The following is an 18,773-nucleotide window of genomic DNA, read 5'->3' as shown; positions in this document are numbered from 1 at the left end:
ATGGAGATCGTCGAGGGAATCGGGATCGGCGTCGCCGTCATCCTCGGTGCGCTCCTCATCCTCTTCGTCCGGCGGGCCCTGGTCACCCGCAGCGGTGGCATCATCCGGCTCAGCGTCCGGGTCTCCACCATGCTCGACGGCCGCGGCTGGTCGCCCGGCTTCGGCCGGTTCGCCGGTGACGAGCTGCGCTGGTACCGGATGTTCAGCTTCGCCCTGCGGCCCAAGCGGGTGCTCTCCCGCAAGGGGCTCGCGGTGGAGCGCCGCCGGTTGCCGGAGGGTCAGGAACGCCTCTCCATGCCGGCCGACTGGGTGATCCTCCGCTGTACCAGTCACCACGCACCGGTGGAGATCGCCATGGCGCGGTCTACAGTGACCGGTTTCCTCTCCTGGCTCGAGGCCGCCCCTCCGGGGGCGGTCTCGCCGCGTATGGCCTCCCAAGATTGGCCCGCTGCCTAGTTCCCTCTCACCGTTGGGGGTTTCCGGGGAGCCCGCCCGGCTCCGGGCGGTCAGGCTTGATCCCTCCGCCGGGCGGGCTCCCCGGAAACCCTGCGGGGGCACTGTGCGTCGTTCGGGCGCGGCTTTTGTCAACTGCCGTTACTGGTGGCGACCAGTTCTGCCTCGTAGCCGTGGTTGTCGGTGAGGTAGGCCGCGTAGGTGTCGGGGCCGCCGGCGTGCGGATGGCGGTCCGGGAAGAGCAGCGTCCAGCCGTACGCCGGGGCTGTCGTCACGAGCCGGTCCACGGCGGCCGGCGGGCCGGCGTGGAAGGCCAGGTGGTTCAGCCCCGGAGCCAGCCGATCGTGCCGGGGCCCGGAGAGCGCTGACGACTGCTCCAGCACGATGTAGGTGGGGCCGAGGCGCCACGAGCGGCCGGCCGGCCAGTCCTGGTGCAGCGACCAGCCCAGCTCGCCCAGGAGCCAGCCCCAGCTACGCGTGGCGGCCTCGAGATCGGGAACCCACACCTCGACGTGGTGCAGCCCGCCGACGCTCAGCGCTCACCGCCCGGCACCCATAGCACATCTCCCGCCGGATTTGCCGTTCTTGACAGGATAAAGAGCAGATCGGAGAGCCGGTTGAGATACTTTGCCGGGAGCGGGCTGGTCCGTTCCGGATCGTGGCTGACCAGCGCCCACGCTGCTCGTTCGGCACGCCGGGCGATGGTCCGCGCCACGTGCAGCAGCGCCGCACCTGCGGTGCCGCCGGGGAGGATGAAGGAGTCGAGCTTGCTCAGGCGTGCGTTGTACTCGTCGCACCAGCCCTCAAGGCGCTCGACGTACTCCTCGGTCACTCGCAGCGGCGGATACTTCGGCTTCGGCTCCACCGGCGTGGACAGGTCGGCGCCCACATCGAACAGGTCGTTCTGGATCGACGCCAGCACGGCCCGCAGTTCCTCGTCGAGCTGGCCCAGGGCGAGCGCGACGCCGATCGCCGCGTTGCACTCGTCGACATCCGCGTACGCGGCGATCCGTGGATCGGTCTTCGGCACCTGCTCGTTGTTGCTCAGCCTGGTCATGCCGGCGTCGCCGGCCTTGGTGTAGATGCGCGTGAGGTGGACGGCCATGACGCACAGCCTACGGATACCGGACCTGACGATCCCGGCGCGGCCGGACACCACCGCCGGCTGGCCAGCGGTGGTGGGCCCCGGGGACGCGGGCGATCCGGCGGTCAACGATGTCGACGTCATCCGGGTACGCGGTGACGCCCGGCTGGCCGGCACCGTGCACGTGGTGGGTGCCAAGAATTCGGCGTTGAAGTTGATGGCAGCCGCGCTGCTCGCTCCGGGCCGGAGCGTGATCACCAACGTCCCGCGGATCACCGACATCGCGATCATGGGGGAGGTGCTGCGCCGGCTGGGCTGCGACGTACGGTTCGACGCGGACGACCCGGTCGATCCGATGGTCGCGCGGGGCGGGGTGGCCCGGTCCCGCTCGGTGACCATCGACGTACCCGACCAGCCGGGCGCCGACGCGGACTACGACTTGGTCCGCCGGCTGCGCGCGTCGATCTGCGTGCTCGGCCCGTTGCTGGCCCGCCGGGGGTACGTGCGGGTGGCTCACCCGGGCGGCGACGCGATCGGCTCGCGCGGGCTGGACATGCACGTCTCCGGGCTGACCCGGATGGGCGCGGACATCTCCGGTGAGCACGGCTTCGTCATCGCCACCGCACCGCACGGGCTCCGCGGCGCGGACATCGTGCTGGACTTCCCCAGCGTGGGCGCCACCGAGAACCTGGTGATGGCGGCGGTGCTGGCCCAGGGCACCACGACGATCGACAACGCGGCTCGGGAGCCGGAGATCGTTGACATCTGCACCATGCTCAACCAGATGGGCGCGCGGATCTCCGGCGCCGGAACGTCCACCCTGCGGATCACCGGCGTACCCGGGCTGCGCCCGGTGCGGCACGCCACCGTGGGGGACCGGATCGTGGCCGGCACCTGGGCCTTCGGCGCGGCGATGACCCGAGGCGACGTGACCGTGACCGGGCTCGACCCGGCCTTCCTGGAGGTCGCGCTGGACAAGGTGGTGGCGGCCGGCGGCCTGGTGGAGACCCGGGGAGACGGCTTCCGGGTGCGGATGGACGACCGGCCCCGCGCGGTCGACGTGGTGACGCTGCCGTACCCGGGCTTCGCCACCGACCTGCTGCCGATGGCGATCGGCCTGGCCGCGGTCAGTGACGGCGCCTCGTTGATCACCGAGAACATCTTCGACGGCCGGTTCATGTTCGCCAACGAGATGATGCGCCTCGGCGCGGACATCAAGACCGACGGCCACCACGCGGTGGTCCGGGGCCGGAGCCGACTCTCCGGAGCGCCGGTGCGGGCCACGGACATTCGCGCCGGGGCCGGCCTGATCATCGCCGGGCTCTGCGCGGACGGGGCCACCGAGGTCTCCCACGTGCACCACGTCGACCGGGGCTACCCGGACTTCGTGGCCGACCTGCGCGCGCTCGGAGTGGCTGTCGAGCGCGGGACGACGCCGGAGGAGCCGGAGCTGGAAATCTGACGCCGACCGGGTCCAGGAGGTTGTCGGGTCTCCCGACAGCCCCTTAGCCGTCGTTCAGGCTCGCCGACTAGGGTGCAGGCAGGCACTCAATCGCAGCGAGGGAGAAGCAGATGGCGGGTCGACTCGCGGTCGTCGGGGCCGGGCTGATGGGCTCCGGCATCGCCCAGGTGGCGGCGCAGGCGGGCTGGCAGGTGACGCTGCGCGACCTGGACGACGCGGCCACCACGCGAGGGCTCGGCGGCATTCGGAAGTCGCTGGAGAAGTTCGCCGAGAAGGGCAAGATCGAGCCGTCGGACGTCGAGGCGACGCTCGCCCGGATCACCCCGACCACCGACCTGGAGGCGGCGGCGGACGCGGACATCGTGGTCGAGGCGGTCTTCGAGCGCCTGGAGATCAAGCACGAGGTGTTCCGCGCCCTGGACAAGATCTGCAAGGCCGACGCGGTGCTCGCCACCAACACCTCGGCCATCCCGGTGACCCAGATCGCCGCCGTCACCGAGCGGCCCGAGGCGGTCGTCGGCACCCACTTCTTCTCCCCGGTGCCGATGATGCAGCTCTGCGAGCTGGTCCGGGGCTACAAGACCAGCGACGCCACGCTGGCCACCGTCCGGGCCTTCGCCGAGGAGATCGGCAAGACGGTGGTGGTGGTCAACCGGGACATCGCCGGCTTCGTGACCACCCGCCTGATCTCCGCCCTGGTGGTGGAGGCGGTCAAGCTCGTCGAGTCCGGGGTGGTGTCGGCGGAGGACCTGGACACCGCTTGCCGGCTGGGCTTCGGGCACGCCATGGGCCCGCTGGCCACCACCGACCTGACCGGCGTGGACGTGTTGCTGCACGCCTCGAAGAACATCTACACCGACACGGCGGACGAGAAGTTCTTCCCACCGGAGCTGCTCCAGCGCATGGTCACCGCCGGCGACCTGGGCCGCAAGACCGGTAAGGGCTTCTACACGTACTGAGAACACGCAGCTACGGGCCCGCAGTGGCGATCACTCGCTACCGCGGGCCCGGGGCGGTGCTCATCCCGGACTGGAAGCCGGGTCGGGGTCTGCCAGCGCTGCCGCGACGAAGTCGAAGGCGTCTGGGATGACCCGACCCCAGTAGTCGAAGTCGTGTCGGCCGTCGGCGTACTCCACCTGGGCGGCCGGCTCTGGAAGAGCACGCTCCAGCGCTTGCACGTCGGCGAGGAAGTCGTCCTGCCGACCGCACCAGATGCCCAGCCGAGTGCCGCGCAGCCGATCGACGCTGGCGAAGACGGCGTCGCCAGGTGCGACGGCGGGGGAGAAGGCCGCCACCGCCCGGAGGAACCCCGGCCAGGTCCCGGCGAGCAACAGCGAGCCGAAGCCCCCCATCGACCAGCCCCAGGCCGCCAGTCGGGCGGAATCGAAGCCCCACTCGGCGCACCAGGCCGGTAGTTCCTCGCGCACCATCCGTTGTGGGTCGTCCCGCCCGGACGGACGCCAGGAGAGTCGGTCGCCGTTTGCCCCAGCGAGCACGAACGGCGGAGCGCCCCGGCGTACCGCGTCGGTCAGGAAACGGCCCAGGCCGAGCCCGGAGAAGTCCCGCGCGGTGGTGGAAGCGCCGTGCAGCACGAGGCAGACCGGCAGTCCCCGCCCGTCGCCGTACCCGTCCGGGACGGCCGTGTAGAAGTCGACCGTGCGGCCCCGCGCGGCGGACGGGCGGCTGGTCAGCCGTTCGTCGCCGGCCGGTGCCTTCGGAGGCACCGGCCGTGCCGGCGCGGGCCGGATCAGGTCGCGCGCCGTCCAGCCGATGCCGACGGCCAGTGCCCCCGCCCCCGCCCCCGCGAGCAGGAGACCACGCCGGGTCGGTCGAGCCGCCATGGTCCGAGTGTCGCAGCCCTTGGCGGAACCCGGTGTCCCGTCGTGCTGTCGAAAAAAGCCGACGGGGAACTGTCTGCTTACCGTTCAGCCGTCGCGCTTGGTCGTCCAGCGGAAGGTGGTCAGGCAGAGCACCAGGCCGATCACGCACCACAGGGCCAGCACCAGCGCGACGCGGCCCAGCTCGAACGAGCCCCCGGGCTCCTGCGCGCCGAAGCTCGACGGCAGGAAGACCGCCCGTAGCCCCTGGCACATCCACTTGAGCGGGAACAGCGCGGCCACCTGCTGCATCCAGGTGGGCAGGTCGGTGAAGACGAAGAACACCCCGGAGATGAACTGGAGCACCAGGGCGACCGGGGTGACCACCGCCGAGCCGCTGCGCGCGGTGCGGGCAAGCGACGAGATGGCGATCCCGCAGAGCGTGCAGGCGGTCACCCCGAGCACGGAGACCCAACCGAAGGTGAACCACTTCCCGGCGGTACCCGGCAGGTCGAGGTCGAACAGCGCCACCGCGACCGCCAGCAGCAGCGCGGTCTCGGCGATGCCGATCGCCACCACCATGATCACCTTGCCGGCGAACCAGACCCACTTCGGCATCGGCGTGCCCCGGTAGCGCTTGAGCACGCCCCGGTCCCGCTCGATCGGGATCCAGATGCCGAGGTTCTGGAAGCTCACCGTCATCAGGCCGGTCGCGATCATGCCGGTGATGAAGTACTGGGTGAACTTGACCCCGCCGCCGATCGTGCCGCCGAAGATCGACGCGAAGATCAAGATCATGATGATGGGGAAGCCCATCGTGAAGACCACGGACTCCCGGCTGCGCAGGAACTGGGTGATCTCCAGCCGGCCCTGCCGCAGGGCCAGCGCGCCCGCGCCCGGCCGGCGGCCCGGGGTCGCGGCGACCGGCGTCGCCGGCTTCGTCGTGGTCGTCATCGCGCGTGTCCGATCATCGTGAGGTAGACGTCCTCCAGGGTCGGCCGGGTCACGGTGAGCCCGGGGACCTCGCCGCCGTAGCGCGCGGCCAGCTCGGCCACCAGGGCCGTCGGCGTCGCGCTCTGCGCGCGCTCCAGCGTCCCGTCCGGGGTACGCCAGGAGACCGTCGCCAGCGCCTCCTGCCGGTTGCCCAGCTGGTTCGGTGCGGCGACCTCCACGAGCCGGCCGCCGGCGATCACACCCACCCGGTCGGCCAGCGCCTCCGCCTCGTCCAGGTAGTGGGTGGTCAGCACGATGGTGGTGCCGGCCGCCGCGAGGTCGCGGATCAGTTCCCAGAACTCGCGGCGGGCCTCCGGGTCGAAGCCGGTGGTCGGTTCGTCGAGGAAGAGCAGCTCGGGGCGGCCGATGATGCCCAGCGCCACGTCGAGGCGGCGCTTCTGCCCACCCGAGAGGGTGTGCGTACGGGCCTTCGCCTTGCCGGCCAGCCCGACCCGCTCGATCACCTTGTCCGGGTCGTCGGCGTCCGGGTAGAAGCCGGAGAAGTGCCGAATCACCTCGGCCACGGTCAGCTCGTCGAACTCGCCGGTGCCCTGGAGCACGATGCCGACCCGGGACCGCCAGCCGGCGTCCGGGTGGGCGGGGTCGGCCCCGAGCACGGCGACCTCGCCGGCGTCCCGGCGTCGGTAGCCCTCCAGGATCTCCACGGTCGTGGTCTTGCCGGCGCCGTTCGGGCCGAGCAGGGCGAACACCTCGCCGCGGTGGACGTCGAGGTCCACGCCCGCCACGGCCACGTTGTCGCCGTACGCCTTGCGCAGCCCCCGGACGGAGATGGCCAGCTCGTCATCCATGGTGTCCAGTGTGCGTCCTGTCCGGGGTGGCGTGGCGCCCGGGGTGTGGCGGTCCGGGACACTCCGGGCGCTTCGCACCCGGACGTCCGCGACATGGACCTGTGTGGTTTTCCACAACCCGTTTTACTAAACGGTAACTTAGACTCCGGCCATGGATGAGAAGGCATCTTCGGGGCGGTTGCCCGAGCGGGACCGCCCGTGGGTGATGCGCACCTACGCCGGTCACTCGTCGGCCGCCGCGACCAACGCCCTCTTCCGCCGCAACCTGGCGAAGGGGCAGACCGGTCTCTCGGTCGCCTTCGACCTGCCCACCCAGACCGGGTACGACCCCGACCACGAGCTGGCCACCGGTGAGGTCGGCCGGGTCGGCGTGCCGGTGGCCCACCTCGGCGACATGCGGGCGCTCTTCGACGGCATTCCGCTGGCCGACATGAACACCTCGATGACCATCAACGCACCGGCGATGTGGCTGCTCGCCCTGTACGGCACCGTGGGGCTGGAGCAGAACGCCGAGCTGGCCCGCTGCGCCGGCACCACGCAGAACGACATCATCAAGGAGTACCTGTCCCGGGGGACGTACATCTTCCCGCCAGCGGCGTCGCTGCGGCTCACCGCCGACGTGGTGGCCTACACGCTGCGTGAGATGCCGCGGTGGAACCCGGTCAACATCTGCTCGTACCACCTCCAGGAGGCCGGTGCCACGTCGGTGCAGGAGGTCGGCTTCGCGCTGGCCACGGCGGTCGCCGTGCTTGACGCGGTCCGCGACTCGGGCCAGGTGCCCGCCGAGCGGATGGGTGACGTGGTGCAGCGGATCTCGTTCTTCGTCAACGCTGGGGTGCGGTTCGTGGAGGAGATCGCCAAGATGCGCGCGTTCGGCGTGCTCTGGGATGAAATCACCCGGGACCGGTATGGCGTCACCGAGGCCAGGCAGCGCCGGTTCCGCTACGGCGTGCAGGTCAACTCGCTCGGCCTGACCGAAGCGCAGCCGGAGAACAACATCCAGCGCATCGTGCTGGAGATGCTCGGCGTGACGTTGTCCCGCGACGCCCGGGCCCGCGCGGTGCAGCTGCCCGCCTGGAACGAGGCGCTCGGCCTGCCCCGCCCGTGGGACCAGCAATGGTCGCTGCGGATGCAGCAGGTCCTGGCGTACGAGTCGGACCTGCTCGAATACCCCGACCTCTTCGCCGGCTCGCACGTGATGACCGCGCTGGTCGACGAGATCGTCACCGGTGCCCGCGTCGAGCTGGACAAGGTGCTGGAGTTGGGCGGCGTGGTCGCCGCCGTGGAGACCGGCTACCTCAAGAGCGCGCTGGTCGCCTCGCTGGCCGAGCGCCGCCGCCGGATGGAGTCCGGCGCCGACGTGGTGGTCGGCGTCAACCGGTTCACCGAGACCGAGTCGTCCCCGCTGACCGCGGCCGGAGCGGAGGCGGTCGAGCAGGTCGATCCGGCGGTCGAAACCGCCGCCGCCACTGGCGTACGCCGGTGGCGGGCCGACCGGGACGCCGCGGCCGTCGACGCGGCCCTGGCCCGGCTCAGGGCGGACGCCGCGACCACCGCGAACCTGATGCCGGCCACCCTGGAGTGCGTGCGGGCCGGCGTGACCACCGGCGAGTGGGCCGGCGCGCTGCGCCAGGTCTTCGGCGAGTACCGGGCGCCCACCGGACTGGCCGGCGCCACCGGCACCGGCGGCGACCCGGGCCTCGCGGCCGTCCGCGCACGGGTCACCGCCACAGCCCGCGAGCTGGGCAGCGGCCGGCTGCGGCTGCTGGTCGGCAAGCCCGGCCTGGACGGGCACTCCAACGGCGCCGAGCAGATCGCGGTACGCGCCCGCGACGCCGGCTTCGAGGTCGTCTACCAGGGCATCCGGCTGACCGCCGGGCAGATCGTCGCCGCGGCCGTGGAGGAGGACGTCGACCTGGTCGGGCTCTCCGTGCTCTCCGGCTCGCACCTTGCCGCCGTGCCGGCCGTGCTCGACGGGCTGCGCGCCGCCGGTCGGGCGGACCTGCCGGTGGTGGTGGGCGGCATCATCCCCGCCGGCGACGCCGACACGCTGCGGGCGGCCGGGGTGGCTCGGGTCTTCACCCCGAAGGACTTCGCCCTCACCGGCATCATCGACGACCTGGTGACGGTCATCCGGCGCGCCAACGACCTGCCCTGACCCGGGCTGGTGTGACCGGTCAGCGGCCGGCGTAGGTCATGCAGTCGGCCATGTCGTTGTCCGGGCCGACCCTGATGGACGAGGCGTGGCACTCGAGCTGCTCATTGTGTCGACAGTCGGACCGCTGGCACGCGCCCACCTGAGCGATCAGGCTGTCCACACCGCCGCGCACCGGCGACTCGACGAAGGTGTGGCAGTGCGCGTGATCCATGCTGCCGATCGTGATTGCGAAGGCGTGGCAGTCGCCGGCGTTGTTGTACGCGCAGGCCACCACCACGCACTCCTGGACCCGGGGCATCTCCATCGCTGCAGTCATGCCGACCTCCTCTAGGGTCTTTGACTGATCGTAGGCTTTTGCCGGCTTCATGACCCTTGCTAAGCCGCGACGCTGGGTAGCTGTCTGGTTTGTCGGCCACCCGGTGCGGTGGTCGTGGCTTTGTCGGCCGCGCGGTGTGGTGCGTTGTGGGTTTGTCGGGTGCGGTGCGGTGCCGTGGGTTGTCGGGCGCGGTGCGGTGGGTCGTGGGTTGTCGGGCGCGGTGCGGTGCGCCGTGGGCGGTGTGGGGCCCGCCGTGCCCGGCTTTGGGCGGTCAGGCTTGATCCCTACGCCGGGCACGGCGGGCCCCACACCGTCGGTGGGTCGCCGTTCGTCCTGATCCCTCCGCTGCGTGACGGACCATTCCGTCTGGCGGGGTGGCGGGGTCCGATTGGTCCCTGTAGTTGGACGCGGCCGGGTGCGCCCTTCTCGGGGGCGGTCGCTGTTGTGAGCGATATACCTGTGAGGCATAAATATGCCTCTGAGGTATACCGCTCGTTGACCGCCTCGCCCCCGGGTTTCGCTTCATCCTCGTTCGCGGCGGTCGATCGATGTCAGCGTTTCAGCGATGTCGGCCTTGTCGGCGATTTCGAGGACGTCGGCGATTTCGGGGATGTCGCGGTGTCCCGGGCGGCCGGATGGCCCGATATCGGTGATACCGAGTCGATCAACCCCAGCCGGTCGAGCTGAGCCCGCGACAGCCGGCAATCTCCGCGTCGAATGTCCGGTATCGGGTGACTCTGGCCTGTGACCGGGTGCACCCACGGGGTGGAATCGTGGCGGGCCGGGGGTCGTTACATATCCTGACGATCGCAGCACCACCGGTCCGGCACCCCGCCCCTCTGGGGTTGGGATGGCGGTCGGGCCCGGGTTGGAATGCCCGCGGGTAGCCGGTCGTTGCAGACCCCGCGAACGACCGCACCAGCACCCCCTCACCCGGGGCCGCTGGAACGGAGCCCCCGCTCACCGGGGTGCCGATGGATGGGCCACCCCCGGAATGCCCCCGGCCCGGCGGTCGTTACACACAGTCCCGGCGCCACGAGCCCCCGCCCGTAGGCCGCCGAACTCCAAGACTTTCCCCCGTGTTGTTGAAAGCGCCGGACGAGGTGCTCGCACCCTTGCGCCGTCCCCCTCGGGCGTGTGGGTGTCTACCCCCTGAAGGAGCTGACCCCCTCATGAACACGATCATTCGTAAGAGCATGCTGTCTGTTGCTGGTCTCGCGTTCGCCGGTGGCGTCTTCGCCGGTCCGATCGCCGCGCACGCCGCCACCCCCGCCGATGGCAAGCCGGTCGCGGTCGCGGTGCAGACGGCCAAGGCGCAGGGCGCGCAGTCGCACATCAACCTGAACGACGAGCAGGTTGCGAACGTGAAGGCGATCATCGCGGCGACGAAGAAGGCCGGTCTGCCTGAGCGGGCCGCGGTCATCTCGATCGCCACGAGCCTGCAGGAGTCGAAGCTGGAGAACCTGGGCCACCTCGGCGACGCCAACGACCATGACTCGCTGGGCCTGTTCCAGCAGCGCCCGACCTCGGGTTGGGGTACGCCGGAGCAGATCACCAACCCCGAGTACTCCACCACCGCGTTCCTCAAGGGCCTGAAGCAGGTCGACGGGTGGCAGGACATGGCGCTGACCGACGCCGCGCAGACCGTGCAGGTCTCGGCCTACCCCGACGCCTACGCCCAGTGGGAGCAGCAGGCCACCGACCTGGTCGCCCAGCACTGGAACAGCTGACCCACCGCACCACACTGACCGCTGGCCGGCACCCCACCCGGGGTGCCGGCCAGCAGCATGTCTGGACCGGCGGGAACGCCCTGGCCCGCGGCTCGTCAGACGCGGAAGCCGGCGGCGCGTGCTGCCTCGCGTTCCCGGCGGCGTTCGGAGCGTCGGCGTAGGAACCAGTAGACGAACGCCACCAGGCCGAGCAGGAAGGCGAGCACCAGCACCGGCAGGATGATCGCCACCAGGGAGACCACCACGCTGGTGGCGTCCTCGGCGGTGCTGGCCACCGGGGCGCCGAACCCGGCGGTGGTCGCGTTGACGACCGGCCGCGCTGCGGACTTGAGCAGGTGTACGCCGAACGCGAGCAGAACGCCGGTGACCACGGGCACCCACTGGTGCGACGAGAAGAAGCTGCCCGGGTCGGTGACCGTCACCGTCTCCGACGACGATCCGGCGCCGAAGGCCAGGCCGCCGGCGGTGGGTCGGACCACGGTCTGCACCACGTCGTTGATGTGGTCGACCACCGGCACCTTGTCCGCCACCATCTCGACGGCGAGCAGCAGGGCCAGGATGGCGACGACCCAGCCGTTGCCGAGCCACGTCCAGCCGCTGGGCAGGTCGATCAGGTCGGTGTAGCGGGCGAGCAGACCGAGGGTGAGCAGGGGTATGTACGCGTTCAGGCCCGCCGAGGCGGCGAGACCAGTACCGGTGAGGACTTCGAGCACCATCTCAGCATCCCATCGACGCGCCAGTGCCGCTCGGTGGCGACCGGTGGGTGCTCGGCTACCCTCGTCGGGTGCGGTTGGTCATTGCGAAGTGCTCGGTGGACTACGTCGGACGGCTCTCGGCTCACCTGCCGCTGGCGACCCGGCTGCTGATGGTGAAGGCGGACGGGTCGGTGTCGATCCATGCCGACGACCGGGCGTACAAGCCGTTGAACTGGATGAGCCCGCCGTGTCGGCTGGAGGAGGCCCCCGGCGTGTGGCGGGTGGTCAACAAGGCCGGCGAGGAGCTGCGGATCACCCTGGAGGAGATCTTCCAGGACACCTCGTACGAGCTGGGGGTGGACCCCGGCCTGCGCAAGGACGGGGTGGAGGCGCACCTCCAGGAGTTGCTGGCGGCCAACCCGAGCGTGTTGGGCGACGGGTACACGCTGGTCCGCCGCGAGTACATGACGGCGATCGGCCCGGTCGACCTGCTCTGCCGGGACGCCAACTCCGGTGCGGTCGCGGTCGAGGTCAAGCGGCGCGGTGAGATCGACGGGGTCGAGCAGCTCACCCGCTATCTCGAACTGATGAACCGCGACCCGCTGCTCAGCCCGGTCACCGGGGTCTTCGCCGCGCAGGAGATCAAGCCGCAGGCGCGGGTGCTCGCCGCCGACCGGGGCATCCGGTGCGTGGTCGTGAACTACGACAAGCTGCGGGGCATCGAGAAGGACGAGCTGACCCTCTTCTGACCGGTTCACTCCCCGGTTCGCACCGCGATCAGCGACTTGGGTAGGCCGGCCACCCGCACGACGAGCATCCGCGAGTCGGGGAAGTAGTGGCGCATCTGCGACCGGTCCAGCAGTTCGGTCCAGAGCACCTGGTGGATGGCGGCGTCGTGGCTCCGGGTCGGCTTGTGGCCCAGCGGCCACCGTCGGGCGACCGCGGTGCGAAGCCGGACCGGCAGGAACTGCATTCCGGGCGCGATCCAGTGCGGCTCGATCGGGAAGTAGCTCGGTAGGGCGTCTGCACCCAGTGCCGGTCGGCCAACGAGTGGACTGCGGCGGCGAACCGCAGCCGGCGTTCGTGCCCGCCCACGTGCTCCAGCACCGAGTTGGAGAAGACCAGGTCGAAGTCGCCGTTGGTGACCTGCGGCGGCAGGTCGCAGGCATCGGCCTGTACGACGTGGGCCCACTCTGGGACGACGGCGGGCGGTTGCTCCAGGTTGACCACCGTCACCCGAGTGGGCCGGATGGTGGCGCGATTCCAGGTGCCGAGCCGGCCGCCGAGATCGACCACGTGCATGTCGCCGATCGTCGGGAACGTGCGTGCGAGCCAGTCCGAGCGACGCCGCCGCTGCCGGGCGCTCCACGACCGGTCACTGTCGACAAGGCGGTAGCGCAATCGATTAGGGCCCATTTAACGCAATGTACCGCCGCGAATACCGTGTCCAAACATAAGGATGCGTCGATCTCGGTGGAGATCGGTTATCCGACACTCACCTGCCGTACATAATTTTGATCGCCTTGACGAGTCGGGCGACGTCGGTCGGGGTCCGCTCGAAGGTCATGGACGGCAGCAGCGACCGGGCCCTCCGGCGGGTGATCGCCTTGGTCCGGCCGAACTCGCGCAGCCCGTCCTCGCCGTGGATCCGCCCGAAGCCGGAGTCACCGACTCCGCCGAACGGCAGGGTGGACATCCCGGCGAAGGTGAGGGTGGAGTTGACCGAGGCCATCCCGGAGCGCAGCCGTCGGGCGATGGCAACCGCGCGCCGCCGACCGAAGACCGAGCCACCCAGGCCGTACGCGAGCGCGTTGGCCCGGGCGACGGCCTCGTCGGCGTCGCGGACCCGGCTGATGGTGAGCGTCGGCCCGAAGGTCTCCTCGCGGACGGCGGCCGACTCCTCCGGTACGTCCACCAGCACGGTCGGGTGCACGTACGGCGGCTGCACCGCGCTCGGGCCGCCCAGCACGGCGCGCCCGCCGGAGTTGACCGCGGCCTCGATGTGGCGGCGGATCACGTCGACCTGGCCGGGCATGGTGATCGGGCCGATGTCGGTGCCCTCGGGCCCGACGGTCAGCCGGCCCGCGCGGGCCACCACCTTGTCGACGAAGGTGTCGAAGACCTGGTCGACGGCGTACACCCGCTCGATGCCGATGCAGGTCTGGCCGGCGTTGGTCATTCCGCCCCAGACGCACGCCTCGGCGGCGGCGTCCAGGTCGGCGTCGCTGTCCACGATCATGGCGTCCTTGCCGCCGCCCTCGATGAGCACCGGGGTCAGCGTCTCGGCGCAGGCGGCCATGACCTTGCGGGCGGTGGCGGTGGAGCCGGTGAAGGCGAGCTTGTTCACCCCGGAACGGCACAGCGCCGCGCCCACGCCGCCCAGCCCGTGCACGGCGGTGAACACCGGTTGCTCGGGTACGACCTCGGCGAAGCTGTCCACCAGCCACTGGCCGGCCGCGGGCGTGTACTCGCTCGGCTTGAGCACGACGGCGTTGCCGGCGGCCAGCGCGTACGCGGCGGAGCCGATCGGGGTGAAGACCGGATAGTTCCACGGCCCGATGACGCCGACCACGCCGTACGGCTGGTATTCGAGGTGCCCGGAGAACTCGGCGAGGATGAGCCGGGACCGCACCCGGCGCGGGCCGAGCACCCGGCCGGCGTTGCGGGCGGCCCAGTCGATGTGCTCGATCGCGGTGACGATCTCGACGATGGCGTCGGCGACCGGCTTGCCGCCCTCGACGTGCACCAGCTCGGCGAGCTGCTCGATCCGCTTGGCGAGCAGGGCGCGCCAGCGCAGCAGCCGTTCGCGGCGGCCGGTGAAGCCCAGCCCGGCCCACCATTCGCCGGCGGTGCGGGCGCGCTCGACGGCCCGCCGGACGTCGGCGTCGGTGGCGACCGGGAGGCGACCGGCCTCGACGCCGGTGGCGGGGCTGGTGGACACCAGTTGGCCTGCCTCGATGACCGGGTTGCCGGGGATCTGCACAGCCGTCATGGCGGAAGTCTAGACCCGAAGATTACTCGCCGGTAGGCCGCGATTCGGCCCGGCGGGACGGGAGTCGCATCGGGCCGCCCGCTCGTTGATCAGAGCAGGTCAGGCCCTCTGCTCGGATCCCGCCCGCCCGAACCGTCGAACGGGAGATGGCCGGGAGGTGGCGAGGAGTTGACCGGGCGGTCGGTATTGACGATTACCGTCTGATGACAGGCTGACGCGCGGGGTAGTCGTGTGGGGTGGAGGGCTGGCTGTCCATGGAGGAACATCCGGAACTGATGCCGCTGTTGACGGTCGCGGGTGGGTCGATGCGCGGGGCGAGTTTTCGTCTGCGGGCCGAGGCGCAGGTGATCGGTCGGGCGCCGACCGGTCACGTCGTCATCAACGACCCGCACCTGAGCCGGCAGCACGCGGCGGTGTGGCGGGCGCCGGAGGGCCCGGCACTGCGCGACCTGGGCTCAACCAACGGCACCTGGCTCAACGACCGCCGGATCACCGAGGTGGAACTCCTCTCCGACGGCGATGTGATCCGGCTCGGCCGCACCGAGCTGCGTCTGTTCGATCCGGGAGTGGCCCACACCGATCCGGTCGGGCTCAGCTTCGGCCCGTCCCGGCGTGACGTCCGGCCGACGCTGCCGCTGCCGCTGGCCACGCCGCCCACCGCACGTCGCTGAGTAAAAGGACGTCGTGGTTGGTGCGGGCCCACACCCGGGCCGCACCCGGGATGGCCGCCGGGCACCTGGACCGGCGCGGACCGGGGTGGCAGCATGCCGCGGGTGGAGACCGAGCAGCGGACCGTGACAGCGAACGGCATCACCCAGGCGGTACGCGTGGCGGGCCCGCCGGACGGCACCCCGGTGCTGCTGATCCACGGCAACTGCTCGTCCGCCCTGTTCTGGGAGCCGCTGGTCCGGCGGCTGCCGCCGACGCTGCGGGTGGTCGCGCCGGACCTGCGTGGTTACGGCGCCTCGGAGACCGCCCCGGTGGACGCGACCCGGGGTCTTCGGGACTTCTCCGACGACGTGGCCGCCCTGCTGGAGGACCCGACGTTCTTCGGCGCGGCCGACGCCCGCCCGGTGGTGGTGGGGCACTCCCTCGGCGGGGGCGTGGCGATGCGACTGCTGGTCGACCACCCGCACCGGGTGGGCGCGCTGCTGCTCGCCGCGCCGGTCTCCCCGTACGGCTTCGGTGGCACCCGCGACCTGGCCGGCACGCCGACGACGCCCGACTTCGCCGGCACCGGCGCCGGCACGGCGAACCCGGACTTCGTCGCCCGGCTCACCGCGGGTGATCGCGGCACCGAGGCCCAGACCAGCCCGCGTGCCGTGCTGCGAGCGACCTATGTGGCCGATCCGTCGTCGCTGGGCGGCGACGAGGAGTTGCTGCTCGACAGCCTGCTCTCCACCGCCACGGGGGACGACAACTACCCCGGCACGGCGGCGTCCTCAGAGAACTGGCCGGGCGTGGCGCCGGGGGAGCGCGGGGTGCTCAACGCGCTCGCGCCGACCTGGTTCCGGCTCGCCGACGAGCTGGTGGCCGTCGCCGACAAGCCTCCGGTCACCTGGGTACGCGGTGACGCCGACGTGATCGTCTCGGACACTTCGCTGTTCGACCTGGCGTACCTGGGCTCGCTGGGTGCCGTACCGGGGTGGCCCGGTGCGGCGGAGTGCCCGCCGCAGCCGATGGTGGGTCAGACCCGGGCGGTGCTGGAGCGGTACGCGGCGGCCGGCGGCGCGTACCACGAGGTGGTGCTGCCCGGTTGCGGGCACAGCCCGCACCTGGAGCGCCCGGCGGAGTTCGTCGCGGAGCTGCTGGCGTTGACCGCCGTCCCGGCCGGCTGAGTGCAGGCCCGGCCAGCCGGGCAGCCGGTGGCGTCGTGGGTGAAATATGCCACGGCGTCTCGACAACCCAGCGTCACGTGGCAGACTCGCGCGCATAACCTTAGCGGCCGTTCAGTGGCCGTGCGGAGTGTCTGGGGAGGCCGGTCGTGGCGCGCGAGTTCAGCACCGTGGGTGTGGTGGGGCTGGGCACCATGGGTGCCGGCATCGTCGAGGTCTTCGCCCGCAACGGCATCGACGTCGTCGCGGTGGAGATCTCCGAGCCGGCGCTGGAGCGCGGCCGGGTCAACCTCACCGGCTCCACGGACCGGGCGGTCGCCAAGGGCAAGCTCGCACCGGAGGACCGGGACGCGCTGCTCGGCCGGGTGCACTTCGCGGTCGGGCTGGACGCGCTGCACTCCGTCGACCTGGTCATCGAGGCGGTGCCCGAGCACCTGGACCTGAAGCAGCGGATCTTCGCCGAGCTGGACCGGGTCTGCAAGCCCGAGGCGATCCTGGCGACCAACACCTCCTCGTTGAGCGTCACCGAGATCTCGGTGGCCACCCACCGGCCCAACCAGGTCATCGGCATCCACTTCTTCAACCCGGCGCCGGTGATGAAGCTGGTCGAGGTGGTCCGGACCGTGGTCACCTCGGCCGAGGTGGTCGCCGACGTGGAGGCGCTCTGCGCACGGCTCGGCAAGGTCGACGTCACCATCAACGACCGGGCCGGTTTCATCGCCAACGCGCTGCTCTTCGGCTACCTGAACCACGCGGTCGGGATGTTCGAGTCGCACTACGCGACGCGGGAGGACATCGACGCCGCGATGAAGCTCGGCTGTGGCCTGCCGATGGGTCCGCTGGCGCTGATGGACCTCATCGGCCTGGACACCGCGTACGAGATCCTGGACACCATGTACCGGCGCGGCGGGCGGGACCGCCGGCACGCCCCGGTGCCGCTGCTCAAGCAGATGGTCACCGCGGGGCTGCTGGGCCGGAAGTCCGGCCGGGGCTTCTACACCTACGAACGGCCCGGTTCCCCGGTGGTCGTACCCGACGAGGCGACGCCGCTGGCCACGGAGGCCGCGCTCGCCGACGGCGCGCGCGCCATCGCCAAGGTGGGCGTGGTGGGCTCCGGGACGATGGCCACCGGCATCATCGAGGTCTTCGCGAAGGCCGGCTACGAGGTCATCTCGGTGACCCGGGGCGCGGAGAAGTCCGCGAAGGTGTGCGAGGCGGTGAAGACCTCGCTGAACAAGGGCGTGGTGCGCGGCAAGCTCGCCGAGGCCGACCGGGACGCCGCCCTGGGCCGGATCAGCTGGTCGGCCACGCTCGACCACCTCGCCGACGTCGACCTGGTGGTCGAGGCGGTGGTCGAGGAGTTGAGCGTGAAGAAGGCGCTCTTCGCCAGCCTCGACGAGATCTGCAAGCCGGGCGTGGTGCTGGCGACCACCACCTCGTCCCTGCCGGTGATCGACGTGGCGATGGCCACCCAGCGGCCCGCCGACGTGGTGGGGCTGCACTTCTTCAACCCGGCGCCGATCATGCCGCTGGTCGAGGTGGTCCGCACCATCCGTACCTCCCCGGAGACCACGGCGACCGCCCGGGCGGTGTGTGCCGCGCTGGGCAAGACCGGCGTGGTGTGCGGCGACCGGTCCGGGTTCATCGTGAACGCGCTGGTCTTCCCGTATCTGAACGACGCGGTGAAGATGCTGGAGGCCAGCTACTCCACGGCCGACGACATCGACCACGCGATGAAGCTGGGCTGCGGCTACCCGATGGGCCCGTTCGAGCTGCTCGACGTGGTCGGGCTGGACGTCTCGCTGGCCATCCAGCGGGAGCTGTACCTGGAGCTGCGCGAGCCGGGCTTCGCGCCCGCGCCGCTGCTGGAGCACCTGGTCACCGCCGGCTACCTGGGCCGCAAGACCCGCCGGGGCTTCCGCGACCACTCGCACCGCTGACGGGTCAACGCCGGACGGTCCCGGCGGCGTCTGAGTGATCTCTGCGTCGGGCGGGGCCGGCCGCGAGGTCGTCCCGCCCGACGGACCGTACGCTTGGTAGTTGTGAGCCCCCGTCGCAACCGCCCTCGCCGGGACGAGAACGCCAACCTGGACGCCGACCGTGTCCGGCAGGGCGTCGCCTCGGTGCAGCAGTGGACCGACGGGGCCTGGCAGGTACGCGGGATCGGCGCGGGCGCGTCGGTCAAGACGTACCGCTGCCCCGGCTGTGACCAGGAGATCCGGCCCGGGGTGGCGCACCTGGTGGCCTGGCCGGCGGACGGCCTGGGCGACCTGACCGACCGGCGGCACTGGCACAGCGGCTGCTGGCGCGCACGGGAGCGGCGTGGCCCGGCGGTGCAGCGCGGCCGGGGCGCCCCGCGCCACGGCTGAGCGATCTGGATCACCCTGTTCGCGCCCGGGCGGGCGAATGCGGCGACTTCGCGCCAGACT

General features: G+C 71.3%; 20 protein-coding genes and 1 pseudogene. 11 read left to right on the top strand and 10 right to left on the bottom strand.

Annotated features, from left to right (window positions below; all coding sequences use genetic code 11):
• Positions 1–456, top strand: coding sequence for a DUF2550 domain-containing protein (locus ACWD5O_RS09775; RefSeq protein ID WP_363757145.1), 456 nt, complete (start codon positions 1–3; stop codon positions 454–456).
• A 128-nt stretch (positions 457–584) separates the two neighbouring features.
• Here the strand turns inward: ACWD5O_RS09775 and ACWD5O_RS09770 are convergent, their stop codons facing one another.
• Together ACWD5O_RS09770 and ACWD5O_RS09765 are read right to left on the bottom strand one after the other, a co-directional pair.
• Positions 585–959 carry a VOC family protein gene (locus ACWD5O_RS09770; protein ID WP_450085024.1) on the bottom strand — a complete coding sequence of 125 codons (375 nt, stop codon included), beginning with the start codon at positions 957–959 and terminating at the stop codon, positions 585–587.
• 26 nt (positions 960–985) lie between these two features.
• Positions 986–1,558 carry a cob(I)yrinic acid a,c-diamide adenosyltransferase gene (locus ACWD5O_RS09765; RefSeq protein ID WP_450085023.1) on the bottom strand — a complete coding sequence of 191 codons (573 nt, stop codon included), beginning with the start codon at positions 1,556–1,558 and terminating at the stop codon, positions 986–988.
• Here ACWD5O_RS09765 and murA point away from each other — a divergent pair.
• Together murA and ACWD5O_RS09755 are read left to right on the top strand one after the other, a co-directional pair.
• Positions 1,557–2,999, top strand: a complete 1,443-nt coding sequence (murA, locus tag ACWD5O_RS09760; protein ID WP_450085022.1) for a UDP-N-acetylglucosamine 1-carboxyvinyltransferase — start codon at positions 1,557–1,559, stop codon at positions 2,997–2,999. The genes ACWD5O_RS09765 and murA overlap by 2 nt on opposite strands.
• A 110-nt stretch (positions 3,000–3,109) precedes the next feature.
• Positions 3,110–3,958 carry a 3-hydroxyacyl-CoA dehydrogenase family protein gene (locus tag ACWD5O_RS09755; RefSeq protein ID WP_450085021.1) on the top strand — a complete coding sequence of 283 codons (849 nt, stop codon included), beginning with the start codon at positions 3,110–3,112 and terminating at the stop codon, positions 3,956–3,958.
• 60 nt (positions 3,959–4,018) lie between these two features.
• On the opposite strand, the gene ACWD5O_RS09750 is transcribed toward ACWD5O_RS09755, so the two are convergent.
• The 3 genes from ACWD5O_RS09750 to ACWD5O_RS09740 form a co-directional block, all read right to left on the bottom strand.
• Entirely contained in the window at positions 4,019–4,840 is an 822-nt protein-coding gene (locus ACWD5O_RS09750; RefSeq protein WP_450085020.1) for an alpha/beta hydrolase, read from the bottom strand.
• An 84-nt stretch (positions 4,841–4,924) separates the two neighbouring features.
• A complete protein-coding gene (locus tag ACWD5O_RS09745; RefSeq protein WP_450085019.1) occupies positions 4,925–5,770 on the bottom strand; it encodes an ABC transporter permease in 846 nt (281 codons plus the stop codon).
• Complete coding sequence (locus ACWD5O_RS09740; RefSeq protein WP_450085018.1) at positions 5,767–6,618, bottom strand: ABC transporter ATP-binding protein; 852 nt, start codon at positions 6,616–6,618, stop codon at positions 5,767–5,769. Before ACWD5O_RS09740 ends, ACWD5O_RS09745 begins: the two co-directional genes overlap by 4 nt.
• Before the next feature lie 151 nt (positions 6,619–6,769).
• Here ACWD5O_RS09740 and ACWD5O_RS09735 point away from each other — a divergent pair, with 151 nt between their 5' ends.
• The gene (locus ACWD5O_RS09735; protein ID WP_450085017.1) at positions 6,770–8,776 is read left to right on the top strand and encodes a protein meaA; all 2,007 of its coding nucleotides are present in this window, start codon (positions 6,770–6,772) and stop codon (positions 8,774–8,776) included.
• A 19-nt stretch (positions 8,777–8,795) separates the two neighbouring features.
• Here the strand turns inward: ACWD5O_RS09735 and ACWD5O_RS09730 are convergent, their stop codons facing one another.
• On the bottom strand, positions 8,796–9,092 hold the full coding sequence (locus ACWD5O_RS09730) for a DUF1540 domain-containing protein (RefSeq protein WP_450085016.1): 297 nt from the start codon (positions 9,090–9,092) through the stop codon (positions 8,796–8,798).
• 495 nt (positions 9,093–9,587) lie between these two features.
• On the opposite strand from ACWD5O_RS09730, the gene ACWD5O_RS09725 reads away from it, so the two are divergent.
• Both ACWD5O_RS09725 and ACWD5O_RS09720 read left to right on the top strand, forming a co-directional pair.
• The gene (locus ACWD5O_RS09725; RefSeq protein ID WP_450085015.1) at positions 9,588–9,779 is read left to right on the top strand and encodes a hypothetical protein; all 192 of its coding nucleotides are present in this window, start codon (positions 9,588–9,590) and stop codon (positions 9,777–9,779) included.
• A 485-nt stretch (positions 9,780–10,264) separates the two neighbouring features.
• Positions 10,265–10,822: a hypothetical protein gene (locus ACWD5O_RS09720; protein ID WP_449936711.1), complete on the top strand. Its 558-nt coding sequence runs from the start codon at positions 10,265–10,267 to the stop codon at positions 10,820–10,822.
• A 95-nt stretch (positions 10,823–10,917) separates the two neighbouring features.
• Here the strand turns inward: ACWD5O_RS09720 and ACWD5O_RS09715 are convergent, their stop codons facing one another.
• Positions 10,918–11,535, bottom strand: a complete 618-nt coding sequence (locus tag ACWD5O_RS09715) for a DUF4126 domain-containing protein (RefSeq protein WP_121656011.1) — start codon at positions 11,533–11,535, stop codon at positions 10,918–10,920.
• A gap of 71 nt (positions 11,536–11,606) precedes the next feature.
• Between ACWD5O_RS09715 and nucS the strand changes: the two genes are divergently transcribed.
• Positions 11,607–12,266 (top strand): endonuclease NucS, encoded by a 660-nt coding sequence (gene nucS / locus ACWD5O_RS09710; RefSeq protein WP_450085014.1) that lies wholly within the window; start codon positions 11,607–11,609, stop codon positions 12,264–12,266.
• A 5-nt stretch (positions 12,267–12,271) separates the two neighbouring features.
• Here nucS and ACWD5O_RS09705 read toward each other — a convergent pair whose 3' ends face one another.
• From ACWD5O_RS09705 to ACWD5O_RS09695, 3 genes and pseudogenes are all read right to left on the bottom strand, one after another.
• The gene (locus tag ACWD5O_RS09705; protein ID WP_450085064.1) at positions 12,272–12,490 is read right to left on the bottom strand and encodes a hypothetical protein; all 219 of its coding nucleotides are present in this window, start codon (positions 12,488–12,490) and stop codon (positions 12,272–12,274) included.
• A 146-nt stretch (positions 12,491–12,636) separates the two neighbouring features.
• A pseudogene (locus tag ACWD5O_RS09700) lies at positions 12,637–12,819 on the bottom strand (class I SAM-dependent methyltransferase); the annotation flags it as partial.
• A gap of 193 nt (positions 12,820–13,012) precedes the next feature.
• Positions 13,013–14,509 (bottom strand): aldehyde dehydrogenase family protein, encoded by a 1,497-nt coding sequence (locus ACWD5O_RS09695; protein WP_450085013.1) that lies wholly within the window; start codon positions 14,507–14,509, stop codon positions 13,013–13,015.
• Positions 14,510–14,763: 254 nt separating this feature from the next.
• On the opposite strand from ACWD5O_RS09695, the gene ACWD5O_RS09690 reads away from it, so the two are divergent.
• From ACWD5O_RS09690 to ACWD5O_RS09675, 4 genes are all read left to right on the top strand, one after another.
• The gene (locus tag ACWD5O_RS09690) at positions 14,764–15,180 is read left to right on the top strand and encodes an FHA domain-containing protein (protein ID WP_354963864.1); all 417 of its coding nucleotides are present in this window, start codon (positions 14,764–14,766) and stop codon (positions 15,178–15,180) included.
• 93 nt (positions 15,181–15,273) lie between these two features.
• A complete protein-coding gene (locus tag ACWD5O_RS09685) occupies positions 15,274–16,347 on the top strand; it encodes an alpha/beta fold hydrolase (protein ID WP_450085012.1) in 1,074 nt (357 codons plus the stop codon).
• Positions 16,348–16,493: 146 nt separating this feature from the next.
• A complete protein-coding gene (locus ACWD5O_RS09680) occupies positions 16,494–18,284 on the top strand; it encodes a 3-hydroxyacyl-CoA dehydrogenase family protein (protein WP_450085011.1) in 1,791 nt (596 codons plus the stop codon).
• Between the two features lie 102 nt (positions 18,285–18,386).
• Complete coding sequence (locus ACWD5O_RS09675; RefSeq protein ID WP_172899056.1) at positions 18,387–18,713, top strand: hypothetical protein; 327 nt, start codon at positions 18,387–18,389, stop codon at positions 18,711–18,713.
• Positions 18,714–18,773: the final 60 nt, after the last annotated feature.

It is taken from the genome of Micromonospora sp. NPDC005161 (assembly GCF_053599855.1).
The sequence above is the reverse complement of the archived record's forward strand: the minus strand, read 5'-3'. Positions and strand labels throughout refer to the sequence as shown.